Raw genomic sequence first — 25,128 nt, forward strand, 5'->3', positions numbered from 1 at the left:
GCGGCTGGCCGAAGCTATGCGAACGGCGGGTCTACCCGCGCGGCAGCCCCAACAGCCGTTCGGCGGCGAGCGTCAACAGGATCTGCTCGGTGCCCCCGGCGATCGACAGGCACCGGGTGTTGAGGAAGTCGTGCACCTCGCGCCCGGCCACCGCACCGGCGCCATCGGCCACGTCCATCCGGAACTCGGCCAGCTCTTGGCGATAGCGCACGCCGATGAGCTTGCGTACCGAGGACTCCGAGCCGGGGTCTTGTCCACCGACGGCAAGCTGGGCGATGCGTTGATCCAGCAGTGAGCCCGCCTGCGCGGCGATGATCAGCCGGGCCAACCGCTCGGCGGTGGCGGTGTCGGGTTCCCGATCCGCCAGGGTCTTCAGCAGCTCCTCCATCGGGTTGCCCAGCGCGGTTCCCCCGGCGATCGCAACGCGCTCGTTGGCCAGCGTGGTACGGGCCAGCCGCCAGCCGTCGTTGACGCCGCCGACCACGTGCTCGTCGGGGACGAATACGTCATCGAGGAAGACCTCGTTGAACAAGGCCTCGCCGGTGATCTCCCGCAGTGGCCGGATGTCGATGCCCTCTGCGGCCATGTCGACCAGGAAGTAGGTGATGCCCTTGTGTTTCGGCGCCTCGGCATCGGTTCGGGCCAGGCAGACGCCCCACTGCGAGTCATGGGCCCGCGACGTCCAGACCTTTTGACCGGTCAGCCGCCAGCCGCCGTCGACCTTCACGGCCTTGGTGCGCAGTGCCGCCAGGTCCGAGCCGGCGCCGGGCTCGGAGAACAACTGGCACCAGAACACCTCGCCGGTCAGGGTGGCCGGGATGAAGCGCTCGATCTGCTCGGGGGTGCCGTGCTCGAGAATCGTCGGCGCCGCCCACCAGCCGACCACCAGGTCAGGACGTCCGACACCGGCCGCGGCCAGTTCCTGGTCGATCACCAGCTGTTCGGCGGGGCCGGCCGCGCGCCCGTAGGGAACCGGCCAGTGCGGCGCCAGCAGCCCGGATTCGGCCAGCGCCACCTGGCGCTGGTCGGTCGGCAACGCCGCGATGCGGGCCACCTCCGCGGCGATCTCGGGCCGGACCTCGGTGGCTTCACCCAGGTCGACCTCCAGTCGACGTCGCAGGCCGTCGCGGGTCAGTGCGGCGGTACGGCGCAGCCAACGCTCGGGACCGCCCAGTGCCTGCCCGATGCCGTAGGCCCGGCGCAGGTACAGGTGCGCGTCGTGCTCCCAGGTGATGCCGATGCCGCCGAGCACCTGGATGCAGTCCTTGGCGTTGGACTTGGCAGCATCGATGCAGATCGCGGCGGCGACCGCGGCCGCGATCGTGAACTGCTGGTCATCGGGGTCCGACGCGGCACTCGCCACGTCGCTGGCCGCCACCGCGGCCTGGTCTGCCCGGCACAGCATCTCCGCACACAGGTGCTTGATGGCCTGGAAGCTACCGATCGGCTTGCCGAACTGTTCACGCACCTTGGCGTATTCGACGGCGGTGTCCAACGCCCAGCGGGCGACCCCGGCGGCCTCGGCGGCCAGCACCGTGACCACCAGGTTCTCCACCCGGTTGCCCGCATCCACCAGCACCGCCGGCGCGCCCGAGAGCGTCACCTTGGCCAGCGGCCGGGAGAAGTCGGTGGCGGCCAGCGGTTCGACCTCCACGCCGTCCGCTCGGGCGTCCACGAGCACCCAGGCCTGACCTTCTTGACCGGCCGGCAGCAGCAGCAGACCGTCGGCGGTGGCACCGAGCACCCGCTCAGCGGTGCCGGAGGCCTGTCCAGCCGCGGCGTCGAAGCTCACCGCCGCCGAGGAAGGGTCGGTGACCACGCCGGCCACCCGTTCGCCGGCTGCCAGAGCTTCGACCAGCGTCGGATCGGTGACTACCAAGGTGGCCAGCGCGGTGGTCGCCACCGGCCCGGGGACCAGAGCCTTGGCGGCCTCATCGACCATCGCGCACAGGTCTTCGAGTCGCCCACCGGCTCCGCCGGACTCCTCGGGCACAGCCACTCCGAACAGGCCCAAATCGGCCAGGCGCGCGAAAACGGCTCGCCAGGAATCGGTTTCACCCAACTCCGCGGCACGAATCGCCTCGGCGGTGCCCGCGGCGGCGGCCCAGTCGCGGACCAGCTCGCGGGCAGCGAGCTGTTCGTCGTTGATGGTCACGGACACGCTGGGCTCCTCGGGGTCGAGATGGGCTTGAGAGAGGCGGGTCACGAACGCCCCCACCAACCACTAGAACGTGTTCTAATAGTGCCAGCGTCCGAGCGTCAAGTCGAACCGTAATGGCTGGACACGTTGGGTCCGGCCGATGTCGGGAGTGCGAAATTCAACTACGCGGTGCGTATCGTTATGGGCCAATAGATCGACGGAGGGAGCCGCGCAGCACATGTCGTCACCAGCTGGGGGCACCGCAGGCCGCGGATCGTCGAGCCAACCGCGCGAGGTGGTCAGCGTCGCCGTGCTGACCGAATCCGACCTGGGCTCCGAAGCGCAGCGCGAGCGGCGAAAGCGCATCCTCGACGCGACGCTGGCGATCGCCTCCAAGGGCGGCTACGACGCCGTGCAGATGCGTGCGGTAGCCGATCGTGCGGATGTGGCCGTCGGGACCCTGTACCGCTACTTCCCGTCGAAGGTTCACCTACTGGTCTCGGCGATGGGCCGCGAGATCGCGCGGGTGGACACCAAGACCGACCCGGCAACGTTCGCCGCAACCACCCGGCACCAGCGACTCAACCTGGTGGTCAACAAGCTCAACCGCGCCATGCAGCGCAACCCGCTGCTCACCGAGGCGATGACCCGGGCCTATGTCTTCGCCGACGCCTCGGCGGCCGGCGAAGTCGACCACGTGCAGAAGCTGATCGACTCGATGTTCGCCGGGGCCATGAGCGACGGCGAGCCGACCGAGGAGCAGTACCACATCTCCCGGGTGATCTCGGATGTGTGGCTGTCGAACCTGCTCGCCTGGCTGACCCGGCGGGCGTCGGCCACCGATTTCAGCACCCGACTGGACTTGGCGGTCCGGTTGCTGATCGGCGACGACGACAGCCCCAAGGTCTAACCCCGCTTCTCCAGAAGATGCGGACCGGTTTGCGAGATTCAGAACCGGTGACGGATCCAAGTTCACGCCGGCTGGCGCACGCGCTGGATCTGTTGAACTTCACCCTGGCCGACGTACGGGACGGGCTGGGCCCCTATCTGTCGGTCTACCTGTTGGTGACCCACCATTGGGACCAGGCGTCGATCGGCCTCGTGATGGCGATCGGCGGGATCGCCGCGGTCGTGGCGCAGACCCCGGTGGGAGCGCTGGTCGATCGAACCACCGCCAAGCGCGCGCTGCTGGTCGTCGGTGCGCTGGCGGTCACGGCGGCGGCGTTGGCGATGCCACTGTTCCCCGGCTTCTACAGCGTCGCCGCGTTGCAGTTGCTCACCGGAATCGCGGGTTCGGTGTTCGCGCCGGCGCTGGCCGCGATCACCCTCGGCGTGGTCGGCCCCCGCATGTTCGCAAAACGGCTCGGCCGCAACGAATCGTTCAACCATGCCGGCAATGCCGCGACCGCGGCCGCCACCGGGGCCCTGGCCTACTTCTACGGCCCGATCGTGGTGTTCTGGATGCTGGCCGCTATGGCCGCGCTGAGCGTCGTGGCCACGCTGCGGGTCCCCGAGTCCGCGATCGATCACGACGTGGCCCGGGGCATGGACCATCTGGCCGGCCAGCCCCATCCGCAGCCGTCGGGATACGCGGTGCTGCTGCGCAACCGGCGACTGCTGGTGTTCGCCGCGACCGTGGTGATGTTCCACTTCGCCAACGCGGCGATGCTGCCGTTGGTCGGCCAGGAGCTGGCACTGGTCAACACCGAGGTCGGCACGGCTCTGATGGCGGCGTGCATCGTGGCCGCCCAACTGGTGATGGTGCCGGTGGCCTATCTGACCGGCTCCAAAGCCGATGTCTGGGGTCGCAAGCCGATCTTCCTGGTGGGGTTCGCGGTGCTGACCATCCGCGGACTGCTCTACCCGGTCTGGGACAACTCCTACTGGCTGGTCGGAGTGCAGCTGCTCGACGGGGTGGGAGCGGGGATCTTCGGGGCGCTGTTCCCGCTGGTGGTCCAGGACGTCACGCACGGCACCGGCCGCTTCAACGTCAGCCTGGGGGCCATCACCGCGGCCTGCGGCGTCGGCGCCGCATTGTCGAACTTCGTCGCCGGCCACATCGTCTCGGCCGCGGGCTACAACGCGGCGTTCATCACCCTGGCCGCGGTGGCCGGCGCGGGCTTCATGCTCTACCTGACCGCGATGCCCGAAACGGCCAGACTCAGCGGCGCCACCGCACCCCCGTTAGCCTAAGCGGATGCGCCTCAAGCTCGGCCGCCCCGACATCGGCCGGTACGCCGACCGGTTCGACGTCACACCCGCGGCGCCGGGTGCACCATTGACGGTGACGTGGCTCGGCGTGACCAGCATGCTGATCGACGACGGGTCGTCGGCGCTGATGACCGACGGTTATTTCTCCCGGCCCAGTCTGGCGCGGGTGGCACTGCGCAAGGTGTCGCCGTCGGCCGCCCGCATCGACGGCTGCCTGGCCCGGGCCGGCGTGCATGAGCTGGCTGCGGTGATTCCCCTGCACTCACACATCGACCACGCGCTGGACTCGGCTGTGGTGGCCGAACGTACCGGTGCGGCGCTGGTGGGCGGTGAGTCGACAGCCAATGTCGGCCGGGGCCATGGACTCTCGGACAACCGCCTGATCGTGGCCACCACCGGAGCGTCCCTTACGTTGGGCGGCTACGACGTCACCCTGATCGAGTCGCGGCATTGCCCGCCGGACCGCTTCCCCGGCACCATCACCACCGCGGTGGTTCCGCCGGTGCGGGCGTCTGCGTACAAATGCGGTGAGGCATGGTCGGCGTTGGTGGCCCACCGCTGCTCGGGGCGCAGCCTGCTGATCATGGGCAGCGCGGGGTTCATCCCGGGGGCGTTGGCCGGCCGCAGCGCCGACGTGGTCTACCTGGGCATCGGCCAGCTCGGCGTTCAGCCGCGGCAATATCTGGTCGACTACTGGAACGAGACGGTCCGCGCCGTCGGAGCCTCGACGGTGGTGTTGACCCACTGGGACGACTTCTTCCAACCCCTGTCGAAACCGTTGCGTGCCTTGCCCTACGCCGGCGATGACCTCGACGTCACGATGCGGGTGCTGTCCGAGTTGGCCGAATCCGATGGAGTCGGACTACACCTGCCCACCGTGTGGCGTCGTGAGGATCCGTGGGCCTGAACCTGGCTCTTGCGCTGCTGCTGCTTGCCGCGGTGCTGGGCTTCGCGGTGGTTCGCCCGCGGGGCTGGCCGGAGATGTTCGCGGCGGTGCCGGCCGCCGGCATCCTTGTTGCCACCGGCGCGATCTCGATGCACGACGCACTCACCGAAGCCGCCACGCTGCTGCACGTCGTCGCGTTTCTGGGCGCGGTACTGGTGCTGGCTCAGCTCTGTGACGATGAGGGCCTGTTCGAAGCGGCCGGCGCGGCGATGGCACGAGGCGATGTCGGCCCGCCGCAACATCTGCTGCGCCGTGTCTTCGTCATCGCTGCCGGCCTGACCGCGGTGCTGAGCCTGGACGCGACGGTGGTGCTGCTGACTCCGGTGGTACTGATGATGGCCCGCCGCCGCCACGCCCCGATCCGTCCACACGCCTATGCCACCGCGCACCTGGCCAACACGGCGTCCCTGCTGCTGCCGGTGTCCAACCTGACGAATCTGTTGGCGTTCAACCAAGCTGGGCTGTCGTTCGTGAAGTTCACCGCGCTGATGGCAGCGCCGTGGCTGGCCACCACGGCCGTTGTCTATCTGATCTTCCGCTGGTTTTTCCGCGCCGATCTGCGGGCCACACCGGTGCACCAGCACGCCGGCCCGCCGCCCCCGGTCCCGGTGTTCGTGCTGGTGGTACTGGGCCTGACCTTGGCCGGTTTCGTGGTCGCCGAGACATTCGGCGTGCCGGCGGCGTGGGCGGCCGTCGCCGGTGCGGCCGTACTCGCCGTCCGTGGTCTGGCACAGCGGCGCAGCACCCCCGCCGGTATCGCGCGGGCCGCCCACCCGGGCTTCCTGGTGTTCGTGCTGGCGCTCGGCGTGGTGGTGCGTGCCGTCGTGGACAACGGGCTGGGCGAGCGGATGACCACGGTCTTGCCGACCGGGTCGGGTCTGCCGGCGCTGCTGGGTATCGCGGCGGTGGCCGCGGTGCTGGCCAACGTGGTCAACAATCTGCCGGCGACCCTGGTACTGGTGCCGTTGGTGGCACCGAGCGGCCCGCTGGCAGTGCTGGCGGTGTTGATCGGGGTCAACATCGGGCCCAACCTCAGCTACACCGGCTCGTTGTCGAATCTGCTGTGGCGCCGGGTATTGCGCCGCTACCGTGTTGCGGCCGGGGTCGGCGAATACACCCGTCTGGGGCTGTGCACGGTTCCGGCCACGCTGGGAGTGGCGGTGCTGGCCCTGTGGGCCGGCGCTCGACTGCTGGGCGTCTAGGACCGGGGAAACGACGGCGGCAGGGGCATGCCGAGTTCGGCCATGACGGCACGCAGGCGCGCCGGGTAGTCGGTGATGAGCCCGTCGACGCCGGCAGCGATCTGCTCGCGCATGGCGTCGGCGTCGTTGACCGTCCACGGAATCACCCGCAGCCCAGCGGCATGCGCGCGTTCGGTGAATGCTCGATCCACCATCGAGTAGTCCGGGGACACGACGTCGGCACCGACCCCCACCGCCCCGGAGATCGGGTCGGGCCCCTGCTCGGCCAGCGCCACCAGCGCAATGGCCGGTTCGGCGGCGCGGACCATCGGCAGAGTGCGCCAGTCGAAACTCTGGATCTCGACGGAATCCAGCTTGCCGGCGGCGCGCACCGCCGCCAGGATCACGTCGACGAGCTGCTGCTGGTTGGCCGCGTCGACCTTGGTCTCTATGTTATAGCGGACGCCCGTGTGGCCGGCGAGCGCGAAAACCTCCGGCAGGGTTGCGATCACGTTGTGCTGCACGACTTCCGCGTCGGGGAATTCCGGCAGCAGCTGTCCACAGTCCAAGGTTCTGATCTGGGCGAGGGTGAGATCGGCTACCCGCTTGCCGACGTACGGGTAATCGGGGTCGCCGACAAAGGCCGGTCCGGTGTCGGCGCACTTCGCCGGCTCGATGACCGGGTCATGCCACACCAGCGGCTGGCCATCACGAGTCAGCACGATGTCCAACTCCAGCGTGCTGACCCCCAACTCGAGCGACTTGGCGAAGGCTCGCAGCGATTCCTCGGTGGTCTCGCCCCGGCCCCCGCGATGCGCCTGCAGATCGAACGCCGGTGGTTGCGCGGCGGCCGTTGACGAAGGATTCACCACCGAAGCCATCAGCACCGCAGCAATCAACGCGCGGCGAATCACCGTCGCTGACGGGCGATCTCGGCCAGCACCACCCCGGCAGCCACCGATGCGTTGAGCGACTCGGTGGGCCCGGACATCGGAATCGACACGATGGCGTCGCAGTTCTGCCGGACCAGCCGGGACAGCCCCTTGCCCTCGGAACCGACGACCAGCACCATCGGCGTGGTGCCGTCCAACTCATCGACCACGGTGTCGCCGCCGGCGTCCAAGCCGACGATCTGCAGGCCGCGATCTGCCCACGCTTTCAGCGTTTGGTTCAGGTTGGGCGCACGCGCAATGGGAACCCGAGCTGCCGCACCGGCACTGGTGCGCCAGGCCACCGCGGTCACCGACGCCGACCGACGCTGCGGAATGACCACGCCGTGCCCGCCGAACGCCGCGACCGAGCGCACAATGGCGCCGAGATTGCGTGGATCGGAGATGTTGTCCAGTGCGACCAGCAACGGCGGTGCGACATCGCGCCGCGCGGCGGCGATCAGGTCGTCGGGATGCGCGTAGTTGTAGGGCGGGACCTGTAGCGCGATGCCCTGATGCAGACCGTTGGTGGTCATCTTGTCCAGGTCGGACCGCGGGACCTCCAGGATTGGCAATCCGGAATCGGCTGCCCGAGTGACTGATTCAGTCAGGCGCTCATCGGCTTCGGCCCCCAGCGCCACATACAGCGCGTTGGCCGGGATTCCGGCACGCAGGCACTCCAGGACCGGGTTGCGGCCCAGCACGGTCTCGTTCTCGTCGGTGCGCTTGGTGGTCCGGTACGCGCGCTGCTTCGCCGCGCGCTTGGCCGCCTTGGCCGCCGGGTGGTATTCCCGCTGGTGCGCCGGCGGGGTGGCGCCGCGGCCTTCGAGCCCACGGCGGCGCTGACCTCCAGAGCCGACGGTGGGCCCCTTCTTGGTGCCGGGTTTGCGCACCGCACCCTTGCGCTTGGAATTTCCGGCCATCTACTCAGACCCCTCCACCAGTAGTGACCATTGCGGACCGTCTCCGGTGTCGGTGACGTCGATACCGGCATCCTTGAGCCTGCAGCGGATCTCATCGGCCAGTTGCCAATCCCGTTCCGCGCGAGCCGTTTCCCTGCGTTCCAGTTCGGCTCGGACCAGCACGTCGACCGCGGCCAGTGCCGCCGAGGTCTCATCGCGCGATTCCCAGCGCTCGTTGAGCGGGTCACAACCCAGCACTTCCATCATCGCCCGAATGGCACCGGCGGCAGCCAGCGCACCCTCGTGGTCACCGGAGTCCAGGGCCCGGTTGCCCTCCGCGCGCGTGCGGTGCACCTCGGCCAGCGCGATCGGCACCGCCAGGTCGTCGTCGAGCGCTGCGGCGAAACGGTCCGTCCAGGTGCTGGGAACCACCGCGCCCACCCGACTGCGCACTCGGTGCAGGAAGTCCTCGATGCCGACGTAGGCGTTGACGGCGTCGCGCAACGCGGTCTCGGAGAATTCGAGCATCGACCGGTAGTGCGCGCTGCCCAGGTAGTACCGCAGTTCGGCGGGCCGGACCCGCTGCAGCACCGCCGACATCGAGAGCACATTGCCCAGCGACTTGCTCATCTTCTCGCCGCCCAGGGTGACCCAGCCGTTGTGCAGCCAATAGTTCGCGAATCCGTCTCCGGCGGCGCGGCTCTGAGCGATCTCGTTCTCATGGTGCGGGAAGACCAGGTCCATCCCGCCGCAGTGGATGTCGAATTCGGCGCCGAGGTAGGAGCGGGCCATCGCCGAACACTCCAGGTGCCAGCCCGGACGGCCCGGACCCCACGGCGTGGGCCAGCTGGGCTCACCGGGCTTGGCGCCTTTCCACAGCGTGAAGTCGCGCGGATCGCGCTTACCGGTGGCGACCCCCTCGCCCTGGTGCACATCGTCGATCCGATGACCGGACAACTGGCCGTAGTCGGGGTAGCTGAGCACGTCGAAGTACACATCGCCGCCGCCGGGATAGGCGTGGCCCCGCTCGATCAACCGCTCGATCAGCTCCACCATCTGGGTGATGTGTCCGGTGGCGCGCGGTTCGGCCGACGGCGGCAGCACGCCCAGCGCTTCGTAGGCGGCGGTGAACTCACGCTCATGGGTGGCGGCCCACTCCCACCACGGCCGGCCCGCCGCGGCGGCCTTGGTGAGGATCTTGTCGTCGATGTCCGTCACGTTGCGCACAAAGGCGACGTCGTAGCCTCGGGCGGTGAGCCACCGGCGTAATACGTCGAACGCCACGCCGCTGCGGACGTGGCCGATGTGGGGCGCGGCCTGGACGGTGGCACCGCACAGATAGATAGAGGCATGACCCGGCCGCAGCGGGATGAATTCACGCACGGCGCCGGTTGCCGTGTCGTGCAGCCGCAGGCTGGGGCGATCGGTCACGACGGGCCAGCTTACCGGGCGCCGAGCCCACGACCGCCACGCCCGCCGCTACCAGGGCCTTGCCAGGAACGGCCACCACCTGCCGTATCGGTGGACAGGGGGTGTGACGTGGCATATATTGCGGCAGTGAGTAAACGTCTGGTGGCAGTCTCGGGAGCAGTCTTGGCTGCGGTCGCATTCGCAGGTAGCGCGACCGCCTACGCCGATGAGCCGAACAACAACCAGCCGCAGCCCCAGCCCGCAGAAGTTGTCGCTGCGGTTACTCCGGTGCCAGCCGAGCACCAGCCGACGCCAGACCTCCAGGCCCAGCAGGCCCAGCAGCAGGTCGATCCGGACATGCAGTCCCAGCACGAGGCGATGCAAGACGCCCAGGCCGAGCAGCAGCGGCAGCAGGCCGAGGCGCAGGCCGACCAGGCGGCGGGTGCCGCTGCTGGTGCTGGCGCCGGCGCGAGCAGCGCCAGTATGGCTGCGATGGGTCCCCAGATCGGTATGTCGATGGCAATGATGGCGCCGATGGTCGGAATGATGGGCTTGCCCCTGGTGACGCCCCTGTTGACCTCGGGGCTGACCGGTCTGGCCCAGTCGGGCTCGAACACGGGCGCGAACGCGCTTGGCGACGCCGGTTCGGCCGCGGCGACCGACGCGTTGAACTTGGGCGCACCGGACGTCGGTTCGGCCGCGGCATCGCTACCCTTCGGTCTGGGTGCGGACCTGACCCCGAACCTCGACATCGCCCCTGACCTTTTGACGGGTGGCACCGCGGACCTCGTTAGCGGCGTAGGGGCCGACGCCGCAGGCGGCGTCGGCGACACCCTGACCCAGGGCCTCGGCGACTCTGTCACCCAGGGCGTCACCGACTCCGTCACCCAGGGCCTCACCGAGTCGCTCACCCAGAGCCTCACCGACGCCGGCGCGGACGCTGGCGTGCAGATTGGCACTGCGGTGGCCACCGAGGTTCCGTGCGGCATCGTCGGGGCTATCTTCGGCTTCGGCTGCTAGATCCCGCCGAAGCAACTACCCCGGCACTACCAACGCGGTAGCCACCGCGGCCAGTCCCTCGCCACGACCGGTGAGCCCTAGGCCGTCGGTGGTTGTCGCCGACACCGAGACCGGTGCGCCCAACAATTCCGACAGCAACTGCTGCGCTTCGGCGCGGCGGGGCCCCACCTTCGGCCGGTTGCCGATGACCTGCACCGCGGCATTCCCGATCACAAACCCGTTCTCGGCGAGCAGCTCACGCACGTGGCCGAGCATCACAGCACCGGTTACTCGTGCCCAGCGAGGCTCGTCGACGCCGAATACCGTCCCGAGGTCCCCCAACCCTGCCGCCGACAACAGCGCGTCACACAGGGCGTGTGCGGCCACATCGCCGTCGGAGTGTCCGGCGCAGCCATCGGCGTCGGGAAACAGCAATCCCAACAACCAGCAGGGCCGCCCCGGCTCGATCGGGTGCACGTCGGTGCCCAGTCCGACCCGCGGCAGTGCGCTCACCGGTTGACCACCGCCTCGGCGAGTACCGCATCCAGCGCGGTGGTGATCTTGAAGGCCAACGGATCGCCTTCGACGGTCTGGACCTGGCCGCCGACATGCTCGACCATCGAAGCGTCGTCGGTGAACTGCGTGCCCGCACCGGCCTGCTGGTAGGCCCGCAACAGCAGGTCGGCGGCGAAGCCCTGCGGTGTCTGTACGGCCCGCAGTCCGGCCCGCTCAGGTGTGCCCAGCACCGTGCCGTTGGCGTCGACCGCCTTGATGGTGTCGGCCACCGGAAGCACCGGAACGACGGCGCGGTACCCGGCGTGCAATGCCTCGACCACCCGGGCCACCAGTGCGGGCGGAGTCAACGGTCGTGCGGCGTCGTGGACCAGCACGAAATCGGGGTCTCCAGCGCCGGCCAGCGCCAATCGAACGGAATCGACGCGGTCGGCGCCGCCGGCGACGATGGTGGCGGCCCCACCGAGGATCAATTTGGCCTCATCGGTGCGGTCCGGCGGCACCGCGACCACGACCTGGTCGACGACCCCGGACTCCCGCAGGCCGGCCACGGCGCGCTCAACAAGCGTCACGCCGCCCAGCAGAAAGAACGCCTTCGGTATGCCGGCGCCCAGCCGCACACCCGAACCGGCAGCCGGTACCACGGCTACTGTGCTTGGCACCGGATCCCCGGTCGCTCAGAGAACGTCGCGGTCAGGACGCCGCGGCCAGCACCTCGTCGAGGATGATCTCCGCCTTGGCGTCATCGGTGTTCTCGGCCAGGGCCAGCTCACCGACCAGGATCTGACGTGCCTTGGCCAGCATGCGCTTCTCACCGGCGGACAGACCGCGCTCCTGGTCACGCCGCCACAGGTCACGAACAACCTCGGCTACCTTGTGCACATCACCGGAGGCGAGCTTCTCCAGGTTGGCCTTGTAACGACGCGACCAGTTGGTCGGTTCTTCGGTGTGCGGGGCACGCAACACCTGGAAGACCTTGTCCAGGCCTTCCTGGCCGACAACGTCACGCACACCGACATATTCGGCATTATCAGCGGGAACTCGAACGGTGAGGTCGCCCTGCGCCACCTTAAGGACCAGATAGTCCTTTTGCTCGCCTTTGATGGTCCGGGTTTCAATCGCCTCGATCAACGCTGCACCGTGGTGTGGATATACGACGGTGTCTCCGACCTTAAAGATCATCTGATTTGAGCCCCTTTCGCTACCCCATGCTAACACGCCGCCACAACACGCGACCACCAACGGTGCAGGTCAGGGGCACCGCGACCCCAGAAGGGGGGTTGACACCACGACGGAAGCGTGCTGGGTCGATCCTGATTGGAGCCTGATCCGGGCTGGTCGATGGGGGTGGTGGACGACCGGTAACCCTGCGCTACCGCCAGCAGATGGTTGCTACTACAGTGCATAGTCACAAGTCGCCACGGCCGAGCAGGAGACCATACGTGAACTCGTTCAGCAGGGCCTTCAACAAGGCTGCGATCGCGCTGATTGCTGCAGCGGCGCTGGCCGGCTGCGGTACCGGTCAGATCTCTCAGACCGCGGACCAGGCGTCCGCGGTCAACGGCTCCTCGGCCACCGTCGGCGACCTGGCACTGCGCGACGTGCGCATCCAGGCGACTCAGACCGGCGACGCGTTGGAGCCCGGCCAGACCGTCGACCTGGTGTTCGTGGTCAGCAACCAGTCGACCGACGCCGACGACGAGCTGACCGACATCAAGACTTCCATCGGCAAGGTGTCACCGACCGGCAGCAAGACCGTGCCGGTCGGCGGTGTCCTGGTCGTGAGCGCGCCGGCCGGCCCCGACCTGCCGACGGCTCCCGCGGCCAAGGCGCTGCCCGAGGTCGCCAACGCCAACACCGCCACGGCGACGGTGACCCTGGACAAGGCGATCCGCAACGGGCTCACCTACGACTTCACCTTCAACTTCAAGAAGGCCGGCGAGGTGCGCGTGGACGTCCCGATCTCGGCCGGCCCGCTTTCGCACCACTGACGCATCCGTCGCCGCCGTCACTGTCGGACCTACCCGATACGGTCGCCCAGTGGCCAAAGCGCGTTCGCTCTATCGCTGTTCGGAATGCGGGAACACCACCGCGAAGTGGCTGGGCCGTTGCCCGGATTGCGGCAGCTGGGGTGGTATCGACCCGGTAGGCGAAGCGGCTGCACCGGCGGGTGGGCTGCGGCCGGCGGCACCGGCACGGCCCGCGGTCCCGATCAGCTCCATCGAGGTGGGGCGCGCACAGCCGGCGCCCACCGGGGTCACCGAACTCGACCGGGTGTTGGGCGGCGGGGTGGTCCCCGGCTCGGTCACCCTGTTGGCCGGCGATCCCGGGGTCGGCAAATCGACGCTGCTGCTCGAGGTCGCTCACCGTTGGGCGCTAGCCGGGCGCCGGGCGCTGTACGTGTCCGGAGAGGAGTCCGCGGGGCAGATCCGGCTGCGCGCCGAACGCACCGGATGCAGCCACGACGAGATCTACCTGGCGTCCGAGGCTGACCTGCAGACCGTGCTGGGCCACATCGAGGCGGTGCGGCCCACCCTGGTGGTGGTGGATTCGGTGCAGACGCTGGCCGCTGCCGACACCGACGGGGTGGCCGGCGGTGTCACCCAGGTGCGGGCCGTCACGGCCGCCCTGACCGCGGCCGCCAAGACCGCCGATGTGGCACTGATCCTGGTCGGACACGTGACCAAGGACGGTGCTATCGCCGGCCCGCGTTCACTGGAGCACCTCGTCGACGTGGTGCTGCACTTCGAGGGAGACCGCAACTCGGTGCTGCGAATGGTGCGAGCGGTCAAGAATCGATTCGGTGCCACCGACGAGGTGGGCTGTTTCCTGCTCCGTGACAACGGCATCGAACCGATCGCCGACCCGTCCGGCCTGTTCCTGGAACAGCGCAGCGAGCCGGTGCCGGGCACCGCGATCACCATCGCACTCGATGGCAAGCGGCCGCTGATCGGCGAAGTGCAGGCGCTGCTGGCCAAGCCGGCGGGCGGCTCGCCGCGCCGCGCGGTCAGCGGCATCGACCACGCCCGGGCGGCCATGATCACCGCGGTGCTGGACAAGCACGCCGAGCTTCCGATCGCGGCCGGCGACATCTACCTGTCCACGGTGGGCGGTATGCGGTTGACCGATCCGTCCACGGATCTGGCTGTCGCCATCGCGCTGGCATCGGCCTATTCGGATCTGCCGCTACCGGCGACCACCGTCGTGGTGGGCGAAGTAGGTCTGGCCGGTGACCTGCGTCCGGTCAGCGGGATGGACCGCAGGCTCGCTGAGGCGGCCCGGCTCGGATTCACCACCGCACTGACTCCCCCGGGCGCCCCGGCCAGCGTGGGCGCCCTGCGTACGGTGCCGGCCGCCAATATCGTTGCCGCGCTACACCACCTGGTCGAGATCGCCGACCGGCGCGTGGGCCAGCTGGCCCCACCGAAACTACTGGACCGAAGCTAAACCCAATCCGACGATCAGTTGCCCGGTGGCGGAGCGTCCGGCGGGGGCACGTCCTGCGCCGGCGGCGGCATGTCCGGCGAAGGCTCGGTAAGCATGAACGGCACCGTCGCTGATCGCAGATTGCCCAGTTGGACGACGAGGTTGTAGGTACCGGGACCTATCGGCTGCCGCGGCAGTGGGCACTGCGGCGCCGAACCCATTCCGGTCCAGGTCACCGTGGTGGTCACCTGCTCGCCGGGATCGAAGGTCTTCACCAGGGTTTCGTTCGACGGCGCGCAGTCCAAGTTCGACCACAGCCGCTGGTTGTCCAGCGAGTAGACGTAGGCAGCCAGTACCGCGGCACCCACGTCCCGCTTGCAGGCCACCAACCCGATGTTGGTGACGACCATGGTGAACTGGGGCTGTTCACCCACCGTGTACTGCGGACCGGTCAGACCCTTGACCGCCAGCGTCGAGTCGGGGCAGTCGTCACCCTCCTTGAGCACCGGTGGCGGGGTCACCGCAGCGGTAGGCGTCGGCGCTTGTGGTGGCACCTGCTCTGCGGGAGCCACCACTGGCGTCTTGACCTCTTCAGGCGAGGGGTTCTGCGGCTTGGCGTGCTGCGCGGCGGAAGACTTCTTCCCGTCGGCGTTGTCGGCACCAGCGCTGCCATGAACGACACCGAAGATGATGGCCGACACGACTGCAATCACGATGAGCGCAATGCCCAGCGCGAGGCCACGTCGTCGCCAATAGATCTGCGAAGGCAGCGGACCCTGCGGTTCCAAATCGAGCACGTTCTCACGGTAGGACGACCTCACCGAGAGTTGTTCGACCCGTCCCGGCGTGTCGTAGCCGCGTTGTGACCTTCGGCGACTATTCGGCGCCGTAATCGCCGATGTCGCCCAGGTGATTGCGCGCCGATACCCGTCCGTCGGCCAGGTGATAGGTGGCGCCGACGATCGCCAACGAACCGGCCACGATCCGTTCGGCGATCGCCGCGGACCGCGTTGCCAGCTGGGCCACCGTCTCGGTGACGTGCCGGGCTTCGAACTCGTCGACGGCGCTCAGCCCGTCGCGGCGGCCCAGCAGGATCGACGGCATAACCCGCTCGACGATGTCCCGCAGATAACCGCCCGGCACGGCCCCGCCGTCCAACGCACCCAGGGTCGCCGAGATCGCCCCACAGCTGTCGTGGCCGAGCACGACGATCAACGGAACGTTGAGCACCTCAACCGCGAATTCGATCGAGCCCAGCACCGCCGCGTCGACGACGTGGCCGGCGGTGCGGACCACGAACATGTCGCCCAGCCCCTGGTCGAAGATCAGCTCGGCGGCCACCCGACTGTCACCGCAGCCGAACACCACCGCGGTCGGCTTCTGGCCGGCGGCCAGGGCAGCGCGGCGCGCGACGTCCTGGCTGGGATGGCTGGGCTCGCCTGCGACGAAGCGCTCGTTACCCTCTTTGAGTGCTTTCCACGCTGAGATCGGGTTGGAATTAGGCATGCCCGATATTCTGCCTGTGAATCAATCGCAGCGCGCGGCGAGCATCGAATTTCACCAGCTGTTCAACTGGTTCGCGTCGGCTGAACGGGATCTGCCTTGGCGGGCGGGCGATGTCACGCCGTGGCAGATCCTGGTGAGCGAATTCATGCTGCAGCAGACGCCGGTCGCACGGGTCCTGCCGATCTGGCCGGATTGGGTGGCGCGCTGGCCCACGCCGTCGGCGACGGCGGCCGCAAGCCAGGCCGACATCCTGCGGGCATGGGGGAAACTCGGCTATCCCCGCCGCGCCAAGCGGCTGCATGAATGCGCGACGGTGATCGCTCGAGAATTCGCCGACGTGGTGCCCGACGACGTCGATGTCTTGCAGCAGCTGCCCGGGATCGGCAGCTACACCGCCAGGGCGGTGGCCAGCTTCGCCTACCGCCAGCCGGTTCCGGTGGTGGACACCAACGTGCGCCGGGTGGTGGCCCGGGCTGTGCACGGGCAGGCTGACGCCGGCGCCCCGTCGGCGAAACGCGACCACGCCGATGTGGCGGCCCTGCTGCCCGGACCCGATCGGGCCGCCAGGTTCTCCGCGGCGCTGATGGAGCTGGGCGCCATCGTGTGCACCGCGCGGTCGCCGCGCTGTGACTCCTGCCCGCTGCGGGCCACCTGCCGGTGGCGGCTGGCCGGCTCGCCGGCGCCCGCCGGTCCGAAGCGCGCCGCCCAACGCTATGCCGGCACCGACCGACAAGTCCGCGGACGGCTACTGGATGTGCTGCGGGACAACGCCGTTGCAGTGACACGCGCCGAGCTTGACCTGGCCTGGCCGGCGGACCCGGTCCAACGCGAGCGTGCCCTGAGCTCCCTGCTGGGCGATGGACTGGTGGAATTACTGCCCGACGGCCGCTTCGCGCTGCCCGGTCAGGACAGGAACGACTCGACGGCCTCGCGGTAGGCCTGCGGCGCCTCGTCGTGCACCAGGTGTCCCGCCTCCGGAACGTGCAGGTAACTGCTGTCGAACGCGATGCGGTGCATTTCGCGCATCTGCCCCGGCGGAGTCACCGAGTTACCGGCCTCGATCAGCAGGGTGGGCGCACGCACCGCGCGCCACTGCTCCCAGTAGTCCCGAGTGCCCCACTCGGCGGCGATCTGCAACCACCACTCGGGCCGACCATGTAGCCGCCAACCGGTCTCGGTGCGGTCGAAGGCTTCCAGGAAGTAGCGTCCGGCGACGTCGCCGAATTCTGCGATCACCTGCTCAGCACTGGGGAACTCCACCGGCAGGGCATGCACCCACGGCTCCCACGGGCCGGTGGTGCGGCCCCGGAAGTCCGGCGCCATGTCCTCGACCACCAGTGCGGAGATGAGTTCGGGGTGACGGGCCGCCAGGCACCACGAATGCAATCCGCCCATCGAATGTCCGATCAGCCGCACCGGGCCGGGCAACTGCTCCACAGCGGTGGCCAAGTCGGCGACGAAGCGTTCGGTGGCGATCGGATGGGGGTCGGCGACCTCGCGGCCTCGATGCCAGGGGGCGTCGTAGGTGTAGACCGCACCGAGCCTGGTCAGCCAGGGCAGTTGCCGCGGCCAGGTGGTGCCACGCCCCATCAGACCGTGCACCAGCACCAACGGCGCCCCGTGGCCGCCGCGGTAGGTCAGCAACTCGGTCGACACGATCCCCACCCGGGGCACGGTAGCCTAGGCCCATGTCAGTGGTGAAGATCAATGCAATCGAGGTGCCCGCCGACGCCGGGCCCGAACTGGAGAAACGGTTTGCAAATCGCGCGCACGCGGTGGAGAACCAGCCCGGTTTTCTTGGCTTCCAGCTGCTGCGCCCCGTCAAGGGCGACGACCGCTACTTCGTGGTGACGCACTGGGAGTCCGACGAAGCGTTCCAGGCGTGGGCGCAGGGACCCGCCGTCGAAGCCCACGCCGGGCAGCGCGCCAAGCCGGTGGCGACCGGGGCATCACTGCTGGAGTTCGAGGTCGTGCTTGACGTCGCCGGAACCGCCGCACAGGCCTAGTCCCGTGCGGCGCCACCTGGCGGCATGGACGACCGCTCTGACCCTGGTCCCCCTTGCCGCCGGGGCAGCCGCCGGCTGCGCCCCTTCACCGGCATCTCCCGCCGACGACGGTTCCGGCAGCGGCGTGACGATTTCGACCAAGACTCCGCCCGGCCTGCGCGCCAAGCAGACCATGGACATGCTGAACTCCGATTGGCCGATCGGCCCGATCGGGGTGGCGACCCTGGCCGCACCGGACAAGGTCGAGCAGGTGGTCACGACCATGGAATCGCTGTGGTGGGACCGGCCGTTCCACCTCGACAGCGTCGACATTCGCGCCGGCGCGGCCACCCTGCACCTGACCACCTCCTACGGCGCTCGGCAGGACATCAGGCTCCGCACCGACGACAACGGCATGGTCGACCTGTTCAAACCGACCACCGAGGCACCGACCATCGGCTCGTGGCATGACCTCGATTCGGTGCTGAACAAGACCGGCGCGCGGTACTCCTACCAGGCCTCGCGCATCGAGAGTGGTGTCTGCAAACCGGTGGCCGGTGCCAACACCGCCCAGCCCCTGCCGCTGGCATCGATCTTCAAGTTGTATGTGCTGCTGGCGGTGGCCAACGAAGTGAAGGCCGGGACGGTGTCCTGGGATGACCCCCTGACCATCACCGGCCGGGCCAAGGCGGTCGGCTCATCCGGACTCGAGGAACTGCCCGACGGCGCCCACGTCTCGGTGCGCAGGGCAGCCGAGAAGATGATCGCCACCAGCGACAACATGGCGACCGATCTGCTCATCGGCCGGGTGGGCACTCGGGCGGTCGAGCGCGCGCTGGCCGCGGCCGGCCACCACGACCCGGCCAGCATGACGCCGTTTCCCACCATGTACGAACTGTTCTCGGTGGGCTGGGGCAAACCAGACCTGCGCGAGCAGTGGCAGCACGGCTCACCGCAGGAACGGGCAAAGCTACTGCAGCAGGCCGATTCCCGCCCCTATGAGCCGGATCCGATCCGTGCGCACATCCCGGCGTCTGCGTACGGCGCCGAGTGGTACGGCAGCGCCGAGGACATCTGCCGGGTGCACGTCGCGTTGCAGGCCGCTGCGGTCGGCAAGGCCGCACCGGTCCGGGAGATCCTGTCCGCGGTTCGTGGCATCGACCTGCCACGCACCGACTGGCCCTATATCGGCGCCAAAGCCGGTGGCCTGCCCGGCGATCTGACCTTCAGTTGGTACGCCGTCGACCGGGGCGGTCAGCCATGGGTGGTCAGCTTCCAGCTCAATTGGCCGCGTGACCACGGCAAGAGCGTCGGCAGCTGGATGCTGCAGGTCGCCAAGCAGGCGTTCGGCCTGCTGCCCGTACAGCGCTAGCCCGAACCGTCCGCACAGTGCAACCAGGAAGGGACCCCATGTCACAACTGGTCCGGGTGCAGAACTTCAGCGTTTCCAGCGACGGATACGGTGCGGGGGAAGGACAGAGCCGCGACCGTCCGTTCGGTCACGCCGATCCGGCGGACTTCATGTCCTGGGCAGGTGCCACCGCGCACTGGGTCAACCGGACCGATCCCGGCGGCAGCTTCGGACTAGATGACTACATCACCCGCGACTGGGCCAACAACATCGGCGCAGAGATCATGGGGCGCAACAAGTTCGGTCCACAGCGGGGTCCGTGGGAAAACTACGACTGGCAAGGATGGTGGGGCGACGAGCCCCCGTTCCGCACACCGGTGTTCGTCCTCACCCACCATGCGCGGCCATCTTTCACGCTGGGAGACACCACCTTCCATTTCCTCGACGCCTCCCCCGAGGAAGCACTGGCGCGCGCATTGTCTGCGGCCCAGGGCAAGGATGTGCGCATCGGCGGCGGCGTTGCCACGGTGCGCGAGTTCCTCGACGCCGATCTCATCGACACGATGCATGTCGCGGTGGCACCGGTCGACCTCGGCCGCGGGGAAAGATTGTGGACGAGCCCCGACGAACTCGTGGACCGTTTCCATCTCGAGCAGGTCCCAAGCCCCAGTGGGATGGTGCATCACTTCTTCTGGCGCCGAGGTCTGAGCTGACCGGTCTGCCGGAAACGAAACGGGCGGCACCTCGAGTGAAGGTGCCGCCCGCTTCGCGTCAGTAGCAGTTACTCGCCAGTGGGCGCGCCGGCCTTGGCCAGATCGGACGCCTCGGCGGTCGGCTTCTGGCTACCGGCAAAGGTGAACACCGCGTTCTCGTGCGCACCCTCGCCGTCCCAGTTGTCGACATCGACGGTGACCAGCTGACCTGCACCGATCTCGTCGAACAGGATCTTCTCCGAGAGCTGGTCCTCGATTTCGCGCTGGATGGTGCGCCGCAGCGGACGCGCACCCAGCACCGGGTCGAAGCCACGCTTGGCCAGCAAGGACTTGGCCTTGTCGGTCAGCGCGATGTCCATGTCCTTGGCCCGCAGCTGCTTGGCCACCCGGCCGATCATCAGGTCGACCATCTCGATGATCTCTTCCCTGGTGAGCTGGTGGAAGACGATGATGTCGTCGATGCGGTTGAGGAACTCCGGACGGAAGTGCTTCTTGAGCTCGTCGTTGACCTTGAGCTTCATCCGCTCGTAGTTGTTCTCCCCGCCGCCCTGGGTGAAGCCCAATCCGACCGCCTTGGAGATGTCGGAGGTGCCCAGGTTGGAGGTGAAGATCAGCACGCAGTTCTTGAAGTCCACCGTGCGACCCTGCCCGTCGGTGAGCCGGCCGTCCTCGAGAACCTGCAACAGGCTGTTGTAGATCTCGGCGTGGGCCTTCTCGATCTCGTCGAACAGCACCACCGAGAACGGCTTGCGCCGCACCTTCTCGGTCAGCTGACCGCCTTCTTCGTAGCCGACGTAGCCCGGAGGGGCACCGAACAGCCTTGAGGCGGTGAAGCGGTCGTGGAACTCACCCATGTCGATCTGGATGAGCGCGTCGTCGTCGCCGAACAGGAACTCAGCCAGCGCCTTGGACAGCTCGGTCTTACCGACACCGGACGGGCCGGCGAAGATGAACGAGCCAGACGGCCGCTTGGGGTCCTTCAACCCGGCGCGGGTACGCCGGATCGCCTTGCTGACCGCCTTGACCGCGTCCTCCTGGCCGATGATCCGCTTGTGCAGCTCGTCTTCCATCCGCAGCAGGCGGGTGGTCTCGGCCTCGGTGAGCTTGAACACCGGGATACCGGTCCAGTTGCCCAGCACCTCGGCGATCTGCTCGTCATCGACCTCGGCCACGACATCCAGATCGCCTGAGCGCCACTGCTTTTCGCGCTCGGCGCGCTGCGCAACGAGTTGCTTCTCCCGGTCCCGCAGACTGGCCGCCTTCTCGAAGTCCTGCGCGTCGATCGCGGACTCCTTCTCCCGACGTGCGTCGGCGATCTTCTCGTCGAACTCACGCAGGTCCGGCGGCGCGGTCATCCGGCGGATACGCATCCGCGCACCGGCCTCGTCGATCAGGTCGATCGCCTTGTCCGGCAAGAACCGGTCGTTGATGTAGCGGTCGGCCAGGGTGGCTGCCGCCACGATCGCCGAGTCGCTGATCGAGACCCGGTGGTGGGCCTCGTAGCGGTCCCGCAGACCCTTGAGGATCTCGATGGTGTGCTCGACGGTGGGCTCGCCGACCTGAACCGGCTGGAACCGGCGCTCCAGTGCGGCGTCCTTCTCGATGTACTTGCGGTACTCGTCGAGAGTCGTGGCGCCGATGGTCTGGAGTTCACCGCGAGCCAGCTTCGGCTTGAGGATCGAGGCCGCGTCGATCGCGCCCTCGGCCGCACCGGCACCCACCAGGGTGTGCAGCTCGTCGATGAACAGAATGATGTCGCCGCGAGTGTTGATCTCCTTGAGGACTTTCTTCAGGCGTTCCTCGAAGTCACCGCGGTAACGGCTGCCGGCCACCAGCGAACCCAGGTCCAGGGTGTAGAGCTGCTTGTCCTTCAGCGTCTCGGGGACCTCGCCGGCCACGATGGCCTGCGCCAGGCCCTCCACCACGGCGGTCTTGCCGACGCCGGGCTCACCGATCAGCACCGGGTTGTTCTTGGTGCGCCGGGACAGCACCTGCATGACCCGCTCGATTTCCTTCTCGCGGCCGATGACCGGGTCGAGCTTGCCCTCCATGGCGGCCGCGGTCAGGTTGCGGCCGAATTGGTCGAGCACCAGCGAGGTGGACGGCGAGCCGGACTCACCACCGCGGCCTCCGGTGCCGGCCTCCGCGGTCTCCTTGCCCTGGTAGCCGCTCAGCAGCTGGATCACCTGCTGGCGCACCCGAGTGAGGTCGGCACCCAGCTTGACCAGAACCTGCGCGGCGACGCCCTCACCCTCACGGATCAGGCCGAGCAGAATGTGCTCGGTGCCGATGTAGTTGTGGCCGAGCTGCAGCGCCTCGCGCAGACTCAGCTCGAGCACCTTCTTGGCGCGCGGGGTGAACGGAATGTGCCCGGACGGCGCCTGCTGGCCCTGGCCGATGATCTCCTCGACCTGGCTGCGCACCCCTTCCAAAGAGATGCCCAGGGACTCCAGCGACTTGGCGGCTACGCCTTCGCCCTCGTGGATCAGGCCCAGCAGGATGTGCTCGGTCCCGATGTAGTTGTGGTTGAGCATCCGGGCCTCTTCTTGGGCCAGGACGACAACCCTGCGGGCGCGGTCGGTAAATCTCTCGAACATCGGTGGCTACCTGCTCTCCCTCGCGATCGGCACTTGATCGGCCTCGGCTCGGCCGGCGTGCCTGCTGTCCACTCTAGTGGGCGGCGCAGCGCGCTGTGACCTGCCTTGCAGTGCGTACTGAATCGACCACCCGATGGCCCGCCCCGAAGGACCTGGCACCGGATGCAAGGGAGCAACGTCTAACCCATCGAATGTGTTTCCGACGGCTCCTGGGTTCGCCAGCAGCGAAACCATTGGGCCAATCCGGCGGTCCCAGTTTCGCCTCTCCTGCGTCGAGCCTCGCTGAACTGCCGGCTAGGTTGCGGCGTGAAATGCGTCGATGATGTCGGCCGGGATACGCCCGCGGGTCGACACATTGTGTCCGTTGCGGCGGGCCCATTCGCGGATCGCGGCGCTCTGCTCACGGTCGATGGTTCCACGGCGGCCACCACCGGACCGTCCACGCCGGCGACCTCCGACCCGACGGCCTGCGTCGGCCCACTTCTTCAGTTCTGCGCGCAGTTTTGTAGCATTCTTGCTCGAAAGGTCGATCTCGTAGGTCACCCCGTCCAGGCCGAATTCGACCGTTTCGTCGGCGGCACCCTCACCATCGAAATCATCGATCAAGGTGACGGTCACTTTTTTCGCCATTGGTACCCCTAGGTAGCTTTCCTGCGCGCGAACAGTGCGCAAAGCCGTATTCGACCTCGCCGACTAATCTGCCATAAAAATACGCCTGCTTCAACACAACAGGCTGCGGTGCAGTTCAGTTGCCTTGACGACGAACAATCGGAAACAAAACGGTGTCCCTAATTGATAGACCCGTCAACACCATCAACAGGCGGTCGATACCCATTCCGGTACCTGTGCAGGGCGGCATCGCATGTTCCATGGCCGCCAGGAAGTCCTCGTCGAGCGCCATCGCCTCGTCATCGCCGGCAGCCGCCGCGCGCGCCTGTTCCGCGAAACGCTCACGCTGCACCACCGGGTCGACGAGCTCGGAATAGCCGGTGGCCAGTTCAACACCGCGCATATAGAGATCCCACTTCTCGGTGACACCCTCGATGCTGCGGTGCTGGCGGGTCAGCGGCGTGGTCTCGACCGGGAAATCCCGGACGAAAGTGGGGGCACTCAACGCATGGCCGACGGCATGTTCCCACAGTTCCTCGACCAGTTTCCCGTGACCGTAGCCGCGGTCTTTGGGGATCTCTACGCCGAGGCGATCCGCGATCGCCCACAGGTCGGCTACCGAGGTGGCCGGGGTGATCTCTTGGCCGAGTGCGGTCGACAATGATGGATACATTTCAACCGTCGCCCATTCACCGTCAATGTCGTAGATGCTGCCGTCGGGCAGCGGCAGTTGACGGGTCCCGATCACCTCATCGGCAACCTCTTGAATAATCTCTCGGGTAGCCACCGCCGAGTCGTCATAGGTGCCGTAGGCCTGGTAGGTCTCCAGCATCGAAAACTCGGGCGAATGCGTGGAATCAGCGCCTTCATTCCGGAACACCCGATTCAGTTCGAAGACCCGGTCGAAGCCGCCGACAACGCACCGTTTCAGGAACAGTTCTGGTGCGATTCTCAGGAAAAGGTCCGCGTCGAGCGCGTTCGAATGAGTGACGAAAGGCCGGGCGGCCGCTCCGCCGGCCAATGTCTGCAACATCGGTGTTTCGACCTCAAGGAATCCGCGACGCTCAAGCGCGTTGCGCACCGCGCGAATGACCGCGATGCGCTGACGCGCCACCGTACGGGCTTCCGGCCGGACGATCAGGTCGACATAGCGCTGCCGAACACGCGACTCCTCGCTCATCTCCTTGTGCGCGACCGGAAGGGGTCGCAATGACTTCGACGCCATCTGCCAGGAGTCGCCCAGCACCGACAGCTCGCCGCGGCGGGAGCTGATCACCTCGCCGTGCACGTAGACGATGTCGCCGAGGTCGACGTCGGTCTTCCACGCCTCCAGCTCCTGCTCCCCGACGCTGGCCAGGCTGATCATCACCTGTAGCTGGGTGCCGTCGCCCTCCTGCAGGGTCGCGAAGCACAGTTTGCCCGAGTTGCGGGAGAACACCACCCGACCCGCGACGCCGACGACGTCGCCCGTGGCGGTGTCGGCCTCCAGGTCGGGGTAGTCGGCCCGGATCTGGGCAAGTGTGTGGGTGCGATCGACCGCGACCGGATAGGGATCACGGCCTTCGGCCAGCAACCGAGCTCGCTTGTCGCGTCGGATCCGGAACTGCTCAGGGAGGTCGGATTCGTCCTGCGTCTCAGGGGATACATCGGCGGAGCTCACGACCCGCCAGCTTAGAGGAACAGGGCGACAGGACGAAAAGCCCGCGGCAC

At 68.0% G+C, this 25,128-nt stretch carries 24 protein-coding genes; 11 read left to right on the forward strand and 13 right to left on the reverse strand.

Going from position 1 to position 25,128, the window contains the following annotated elements; all coding sequences use genetic code 11:
• Window positions 1-31: 31 nt before the first annotated feature.
• Window positions 32-2,161: an acyl-CoA dehydrogenase gene (locus tag ACKY0W_RS19625; protein WP_409435445.1), complete on the reverse strand. Its 2,130-nt coding sequence runs from the start codon at window positions 2,159-2,161 to the stop codon at window positions 32-34.
• Window positions 2,162-2,378: 217 nt separating this feature from the next.
• On the opposite strand from ACKY0W_RS19625, the gene kstR reads away from it, so the two are divergent.
• Genes kstR through ACKY0W_RS19645 form a run of 4 tightly spaced genes read left to right on the forward strand, consistent with a single transcriptional unit; the run spans window position 2,379 to window position 6,499 of the window.
• A complete protein-coding gene (kstR, locus tag ACKY0W_RS19630) occupies window positions 2,379-3,050 on the forward strand; it encodes a cholesterol catabolism transcriptional regulator KstR (protein ID WP_406759707.1) in 672 nt (223 codons plus the stop codon).
• Between the two features lie 47 nt (window positions 3,051-3,097).
• On the forward strand, window positions 3,098-4,333 hold the full coding sequence (locus ACKY0W_RS19635) for an MFS transporter (protein WP_409435446.1): 1,236 nt from the start codon (window positions 3,098-3,100) through the stop codon (window positions 4,331-4,333).
• Between the two features lie 4 nt (window positions 4,334-4,337).
• Window positions 4,338-5,258 carry an MBL fold metallo-hydrolase gene (locus ACKY0W_RS19640; protein WP_409435447.1) on the forward strand — a complete coding sequence of 307 codons (921 nt, stop codon included), beginning with the start codon at window positions 4,338-4,340 and terminating at the stop codon, window positions 5,256-5,258.
• A complete protein-coding gene (locus tag ACKY0W_RS19645) occupies window positions 5,255-6,499 on the forward strand; it encodes an SLC13 family permease (RefSeq protein ID WP_409437861.1) in 1,245 nt (414 codons plus the stop codon). Before ACKY0W_RS19640 ends, ACKY0W_RS19645 begins: the two co-directional genes overlap by 4 nt.
• Here ACKY0W_RS19645 and ACKY0W_RS19650 read toward each other — a convergent pair.
• From ACKY0W_RS19650 to cysS, 3 genes are read right to left on the reverse strand one after another with little or no spacing between them, the layout of a single operon-like run.
• Complete coding sequence (locus tag ACKY0W_RS19650) at window positions 6,496-7,359, reverse strand: glycerophosphodiester phosphodiesterase family protein (protein WP_409435448.1); 864 nt, start codon at window positions 7,357-7,359, stop codon at window positions 6,496-6,498. The genes ACKY0W_RS19645 and ACKY0W_RS19650 overlap by 4 nt on opposite strands.
• A 29-nt stretch (window positions 7,360-7,388) precedes the next feature.
• Window positions 7,389-8,330, reverse strand: a complete 942-nt coding sequence (gene rlmB / locus ACKY0W_RS19655) for a 23S rRNA (guanosine(2251)-2'-O)-methyltransferase RlmB (RefSeq protein WP_409435449.1) — start codon at window positions 8,328-8,330, stop codon at window positions 7,389-7,391.
• Window positions 8,331-9,740, reverse strand: coding sequence for a cysteine--tRNA ligase (gene cysS / locus ACKY0W_RS19660; protein ID WP_409435450.1), 1,410 nt, complete (start codon window positions 9,738-9,740; stop codon window positions 8,331-8,333).
• A 126-nt stretch (window positions 9,741-9,866) separates the two neighbouring features.
• Between cysS and ACKY0W_RS19665 the strand changes: the two genes are divergently transcribed.
• Window positions 9,867-10,739: a hypothetical protein gene (locus ACKY0W_RS19665; RefSeq protein WP_409435451.1), complete on the forward strand. Its 873-nt coding sequence runs from the start codon at window positions 9,867-9,869 to the stop codon at window positions 10,737-10,739.
• 15 nt (window positions 10,740-10,754) lie between these two features.
• Here ACKY0W_RS19665 and ispF read toward each other — a convergent pair whose 3' ends face one another.
• The 3 genes from ispF to carD are packed head-to-tail and all read right to left on the reverse strand — an operon-like array spanning window position 10,755 to window position 12,413.
• Window positions 10,755-11,231 (reverse strand): 2-C-methyl-D-erythritol 2,4-cyclodiphosphate synthase, encoded by a 477-nt coding sequence (gene ispF / locus ACKY0W_RS19670; RefSeq protein WP_409435452.1) that lies wholly within the window; start codon window positions 11,229-11,231, stop codon window positions 10,755-10,757.
• On the reverse strand, window positions 11,228-11,893 hold the full coding sequence (ispD, locus tag ACKY0W_RS19675; RefSeq protein WP_409435453.1) for a 2-C-methyl-D-erythritol 4-phosphate cytidylyltransferase: 666 nt from the start codon (window positions 11,891-11,893) through the stop codon (window positions 11,228-11,230). The genes ispF and ispD overlap by 4 nt, the downstream gene beginning before the upstream one ends.
• Window positions 11,894-11,924: 31 nt before the next feature.
• A complete protein-coding gene (gene carD / locus ACKY0W_RS19680; RefSeq protein WP_046190573.1) occupies window positions 11,925-12,413 on the reverse strand; it encodes an RNA polymerase-binding transcription factor CarD in 489 nt (162 codons plus the stop codon).
• A 260-nt stretch (window positions 12,414-12,673) separates the two neighbouring features.
• Here carD and ACKY0W_RS19685 point away from each other — a divergent pair, with 260 nt between their 5' ends.
• Window positions 12,674-13,222, forward strand: coding sequence for a hypothetical protein (locus tag ACKY0W_RS19685; RefSeq protein ID WP_409435454.1), 549 nt, complete (start codon window positions 12,674-12,676; stop codon window positions 13,220-13,222).
• A gap of 49 nt (window positions 13,223-13,271) precedes the next feature.
• Window positions 13,272-14,678 (forward strand): DNA repair protein RadA, encoded by a 1,407-nt coding sequence (gene radA, locus ACKY0W_RS19690; RefSeq protein WP_409435455.1) that lies wholly within the window; start codon window positions 13,272-13,274, stop codon window positions 14,676-14,678.
• A gap of 14 nt (window positions 14,679-14,692) precedes the next feature.
• Here radA and ACKY0W_RS19695 read toward each other — a convergent pair whose 3' ends face one another.
• The gene (locus ACKY0W_RS19695; protein WP_409435456.1) at window positions 14,693-15,454 is read right to left on the reverse strand and encodes a hypothetical protein; all 762 of its coding nucleotides are present in this window, start codon (window positions 15,452-15,454) and stop codon (window positions 14,693-14,695) included.
• Between the two features lie 79 nt (window positions 15,455-15,533).
• Window positions 15,534-16,163, reverse strand: a complete 630-nt coding sequence (locus ACKY0W_RS19700) for a carbonic anhydrase (RefSeq protein ID WP_406759696.1) — start codon at window positions 16,161-16,163, stop codon at window positions 15,534-15,536.
• Here ACKY0W_RS19700 and ACKY0W_RS19705 point away from each other — a divergent pair.
• Window positions 16,162-17,100, forward strand: coding sequence for an A/G-specific adenine glycosylase (locus ACKY0W_RS19705; protein WP_409435457.1), 939 nt, complete (start codon window positions 16,162-16,164; stop codon window positions 17,098-17,100). The genes ACKY0W_RS19700 and ACKY0W_RS19705 overlap by 2 nt on opposite strands.
• Here ACKY0W_RS19705 and ACKY0W_RS19710 read toward each other — a convergent pair.
• The gene (locus tag ACKY0W_RS19710; RefSeq protein WP_409437862.1) at window positions 17,067-17,819 is read right to left on the reverse strand and encodes an alpha/beta fold hydrolase; all 753 of its coding nucleotides are present in this window, start codon (window positions 17,817-17,819) and stop codon (window positions 17,067-17,069) included. The genes ACKY0W_RS19705 and ACKY0W_RS19710 overlap by 34 nt on opposite strands.
• Before the next feature lie 32 nt (window positions 17,820-17,851).
• Here ACKY0W_RS19710 and mhuD point away from each other — a divergent pair, with 32 nt between their 5' ends.
• The 3 genes from mhuD to ACKY0W_RS19725 are packed head-to-tail and all read left to right on the forward strand — an operon-like array spanning window position 17,852 to window position 20,212.
• Window positions 17,852-18,169 (forward strand): mycobilin-forming heme oxygenase MhuD, encoded by a 318-nt coding sequence (gene mhuD / locus ACKY0W_RS19715; RefSeq protein WP_024442369.1) that lies wholly within the window; start codon window positions 17,852-17,854, stop codon window positions 18,167-18,169.
• A 4-nt stretch (window positions 18,170-18,173) separates the two neighbouring features.
• Window positions 18,174-19,520 carry a serine hydrolase gene (locus tag ACKY0W_RS19720; protein WP_409435458.1) on the forward strand — a complete coding sequence of 449 codons (1,347 nt, stop codon included), beginning with the start codon at window positions 18,174-18,176 and terminating at the stop codon, window positions 19,518-19,520.
• Window positions 19,521-19,558: 38 nt separating this feature from the next.
• On the forward strand, window positions 19,559-20,212 hold the full coding sequence (locus tag ACKY0W_RS19725) for a dihydrofolate reductase family protein (RefSeq protein WP_409435459.1): 654 nt from the start codon (window positions 19,559-19,561) through the stop codon (window positions 20,210-20,212).
• A gap of 68 nt (window positions 20,213-20,280) precedes the next feature.
• On the opposite strand, the gene clpC1 is transcribed toward ACKY0W_RS19725, so the two are convergent.
• From clpC1 to lysS, 3 genes are all read right to left on the reverse strand, one after another.
• Window positions 20,281-22,809: an ATP-dependent protease ATP-binding subunit ClpC gene (gene clpC1, locus ACKY0W_RS19730; protein ID WP_409435460.1), complete on the reverse strand. Its 2,529-nt coding sequence runs from the start codon at window positions 22,807-22,809 to the stop codon at window positions 20,281-20,283.
• Window positions 22,810-23,103: 294 nt separating this feature from the next.
• Entirely contained in the window at window positions 23,104-23,439 is a 336-nt protein-coding gene (lsr2, locus tag ACKY0W_RS19735) for a histone-like nucleoid-structuring protein Lsr2 (protein WP_024442366.1), read from the reverse strand.
• A gap of 115 nt (window positions 23,440-23,554) precedes the next feature.
• Window positions 23,555-25,078 carry a lysine--tRNA ligase gene (lysS, locus tag ACKY0W_RS19740; RefSeq protein ID WP_409435461.1) on the reverse strand — a complete coding sequence of 508 codons (1,524 nt, stop codon included), beginning with the start codon at window positions 25,076-25,078 and terminating at the stop codon, window positions 23,555-23,557.
• Window positions 25,079-25,128: the final 50 nt, after the last annotated feature.

Origin of the sequence: Mycobacterium sp. SMC-14 (assembly GCF_046250075.1) — a bacterium.
Lineage (GTDB): Bacteria > Actinomycetota > Actinomycetes > Mycobacteriales > Mycobacteriaceae > Mycobacterium.

Coding starts and splice junctions, on each gene's coding strand:
- kstR (WP_406759707.1), top strand. CDS start 2,379: ATGTCGTCACCAGCTGGGGGCACCGCAGGCCGCGGATCGTCGAGCCAA.
- ACKY0W_RS19640 (WP_409435447.1), top strand. CDS start 4,338: ATGCGCCTCAAGCTCGGCCGCCCCGACATCGGCCGGTACGCCGACCGG.
- ACKY0W_RS19650 (WP_409435448.1), bottom strand. CDS start 7,359: ATGGCTTCGGTGGTGAATCCTTCGTCAACGGCCGCCGCGCAACCACCG.
- rlmB (WP_409435449.1), bottom strand. CDS start 8,330: ATGGCCGGAAATTCCAAGCGCAAGGGTGCGGTGCGCAAACCCGGCACC.
- carD (WP_046190573.1), bottom strand. CDS start 12,413: ATGATCTTTAAGGTCGGAGACACCGTCGTATATCCACACCACGGTGCA.
- ACKY0W_RS19705 (WP_409435457.1), top strand. CDS start 16,162: ATGCCCGATATTCTGCCTGTGAATCAATCGCAGCGCGCGGCGAGCATC.
- ACKY0W_RS19700 (WP_406759696.1), bottom strand. CDS start 16,163: ATGCCTAATTCCAACCCGATCTCAGCGTGGAAAGCACTCAAAGAGGGT.
- mhuD (WP_024442369.1), top strand. CDS start 17,852: ATGTCAGTGGTGAAGATCAATGCAATCGAGGTGCCCGCCGACGCCGGG.
- ACKY0W_RS19725 (WP_409435459.1), top strand. CDS start 19,559: ATGTCACAACTGGTCCGGGTGCAGAACTTCAGCGTTTCCAGCGACGGA.
- clpC1 (WP_409435460.1), bottom strand. CDS start 22,809: ATGTTCGAGAGATTTACCGACCGCGCCCGCAGGGTTGTCGTCCTGGCC.
- lsr2 (WP_024442366.1), bottom strand. CDS start 23,439: ATGGCGAAAAAAGTGACCGTCACCTTGATCGATGATTTCGATGGTGAG.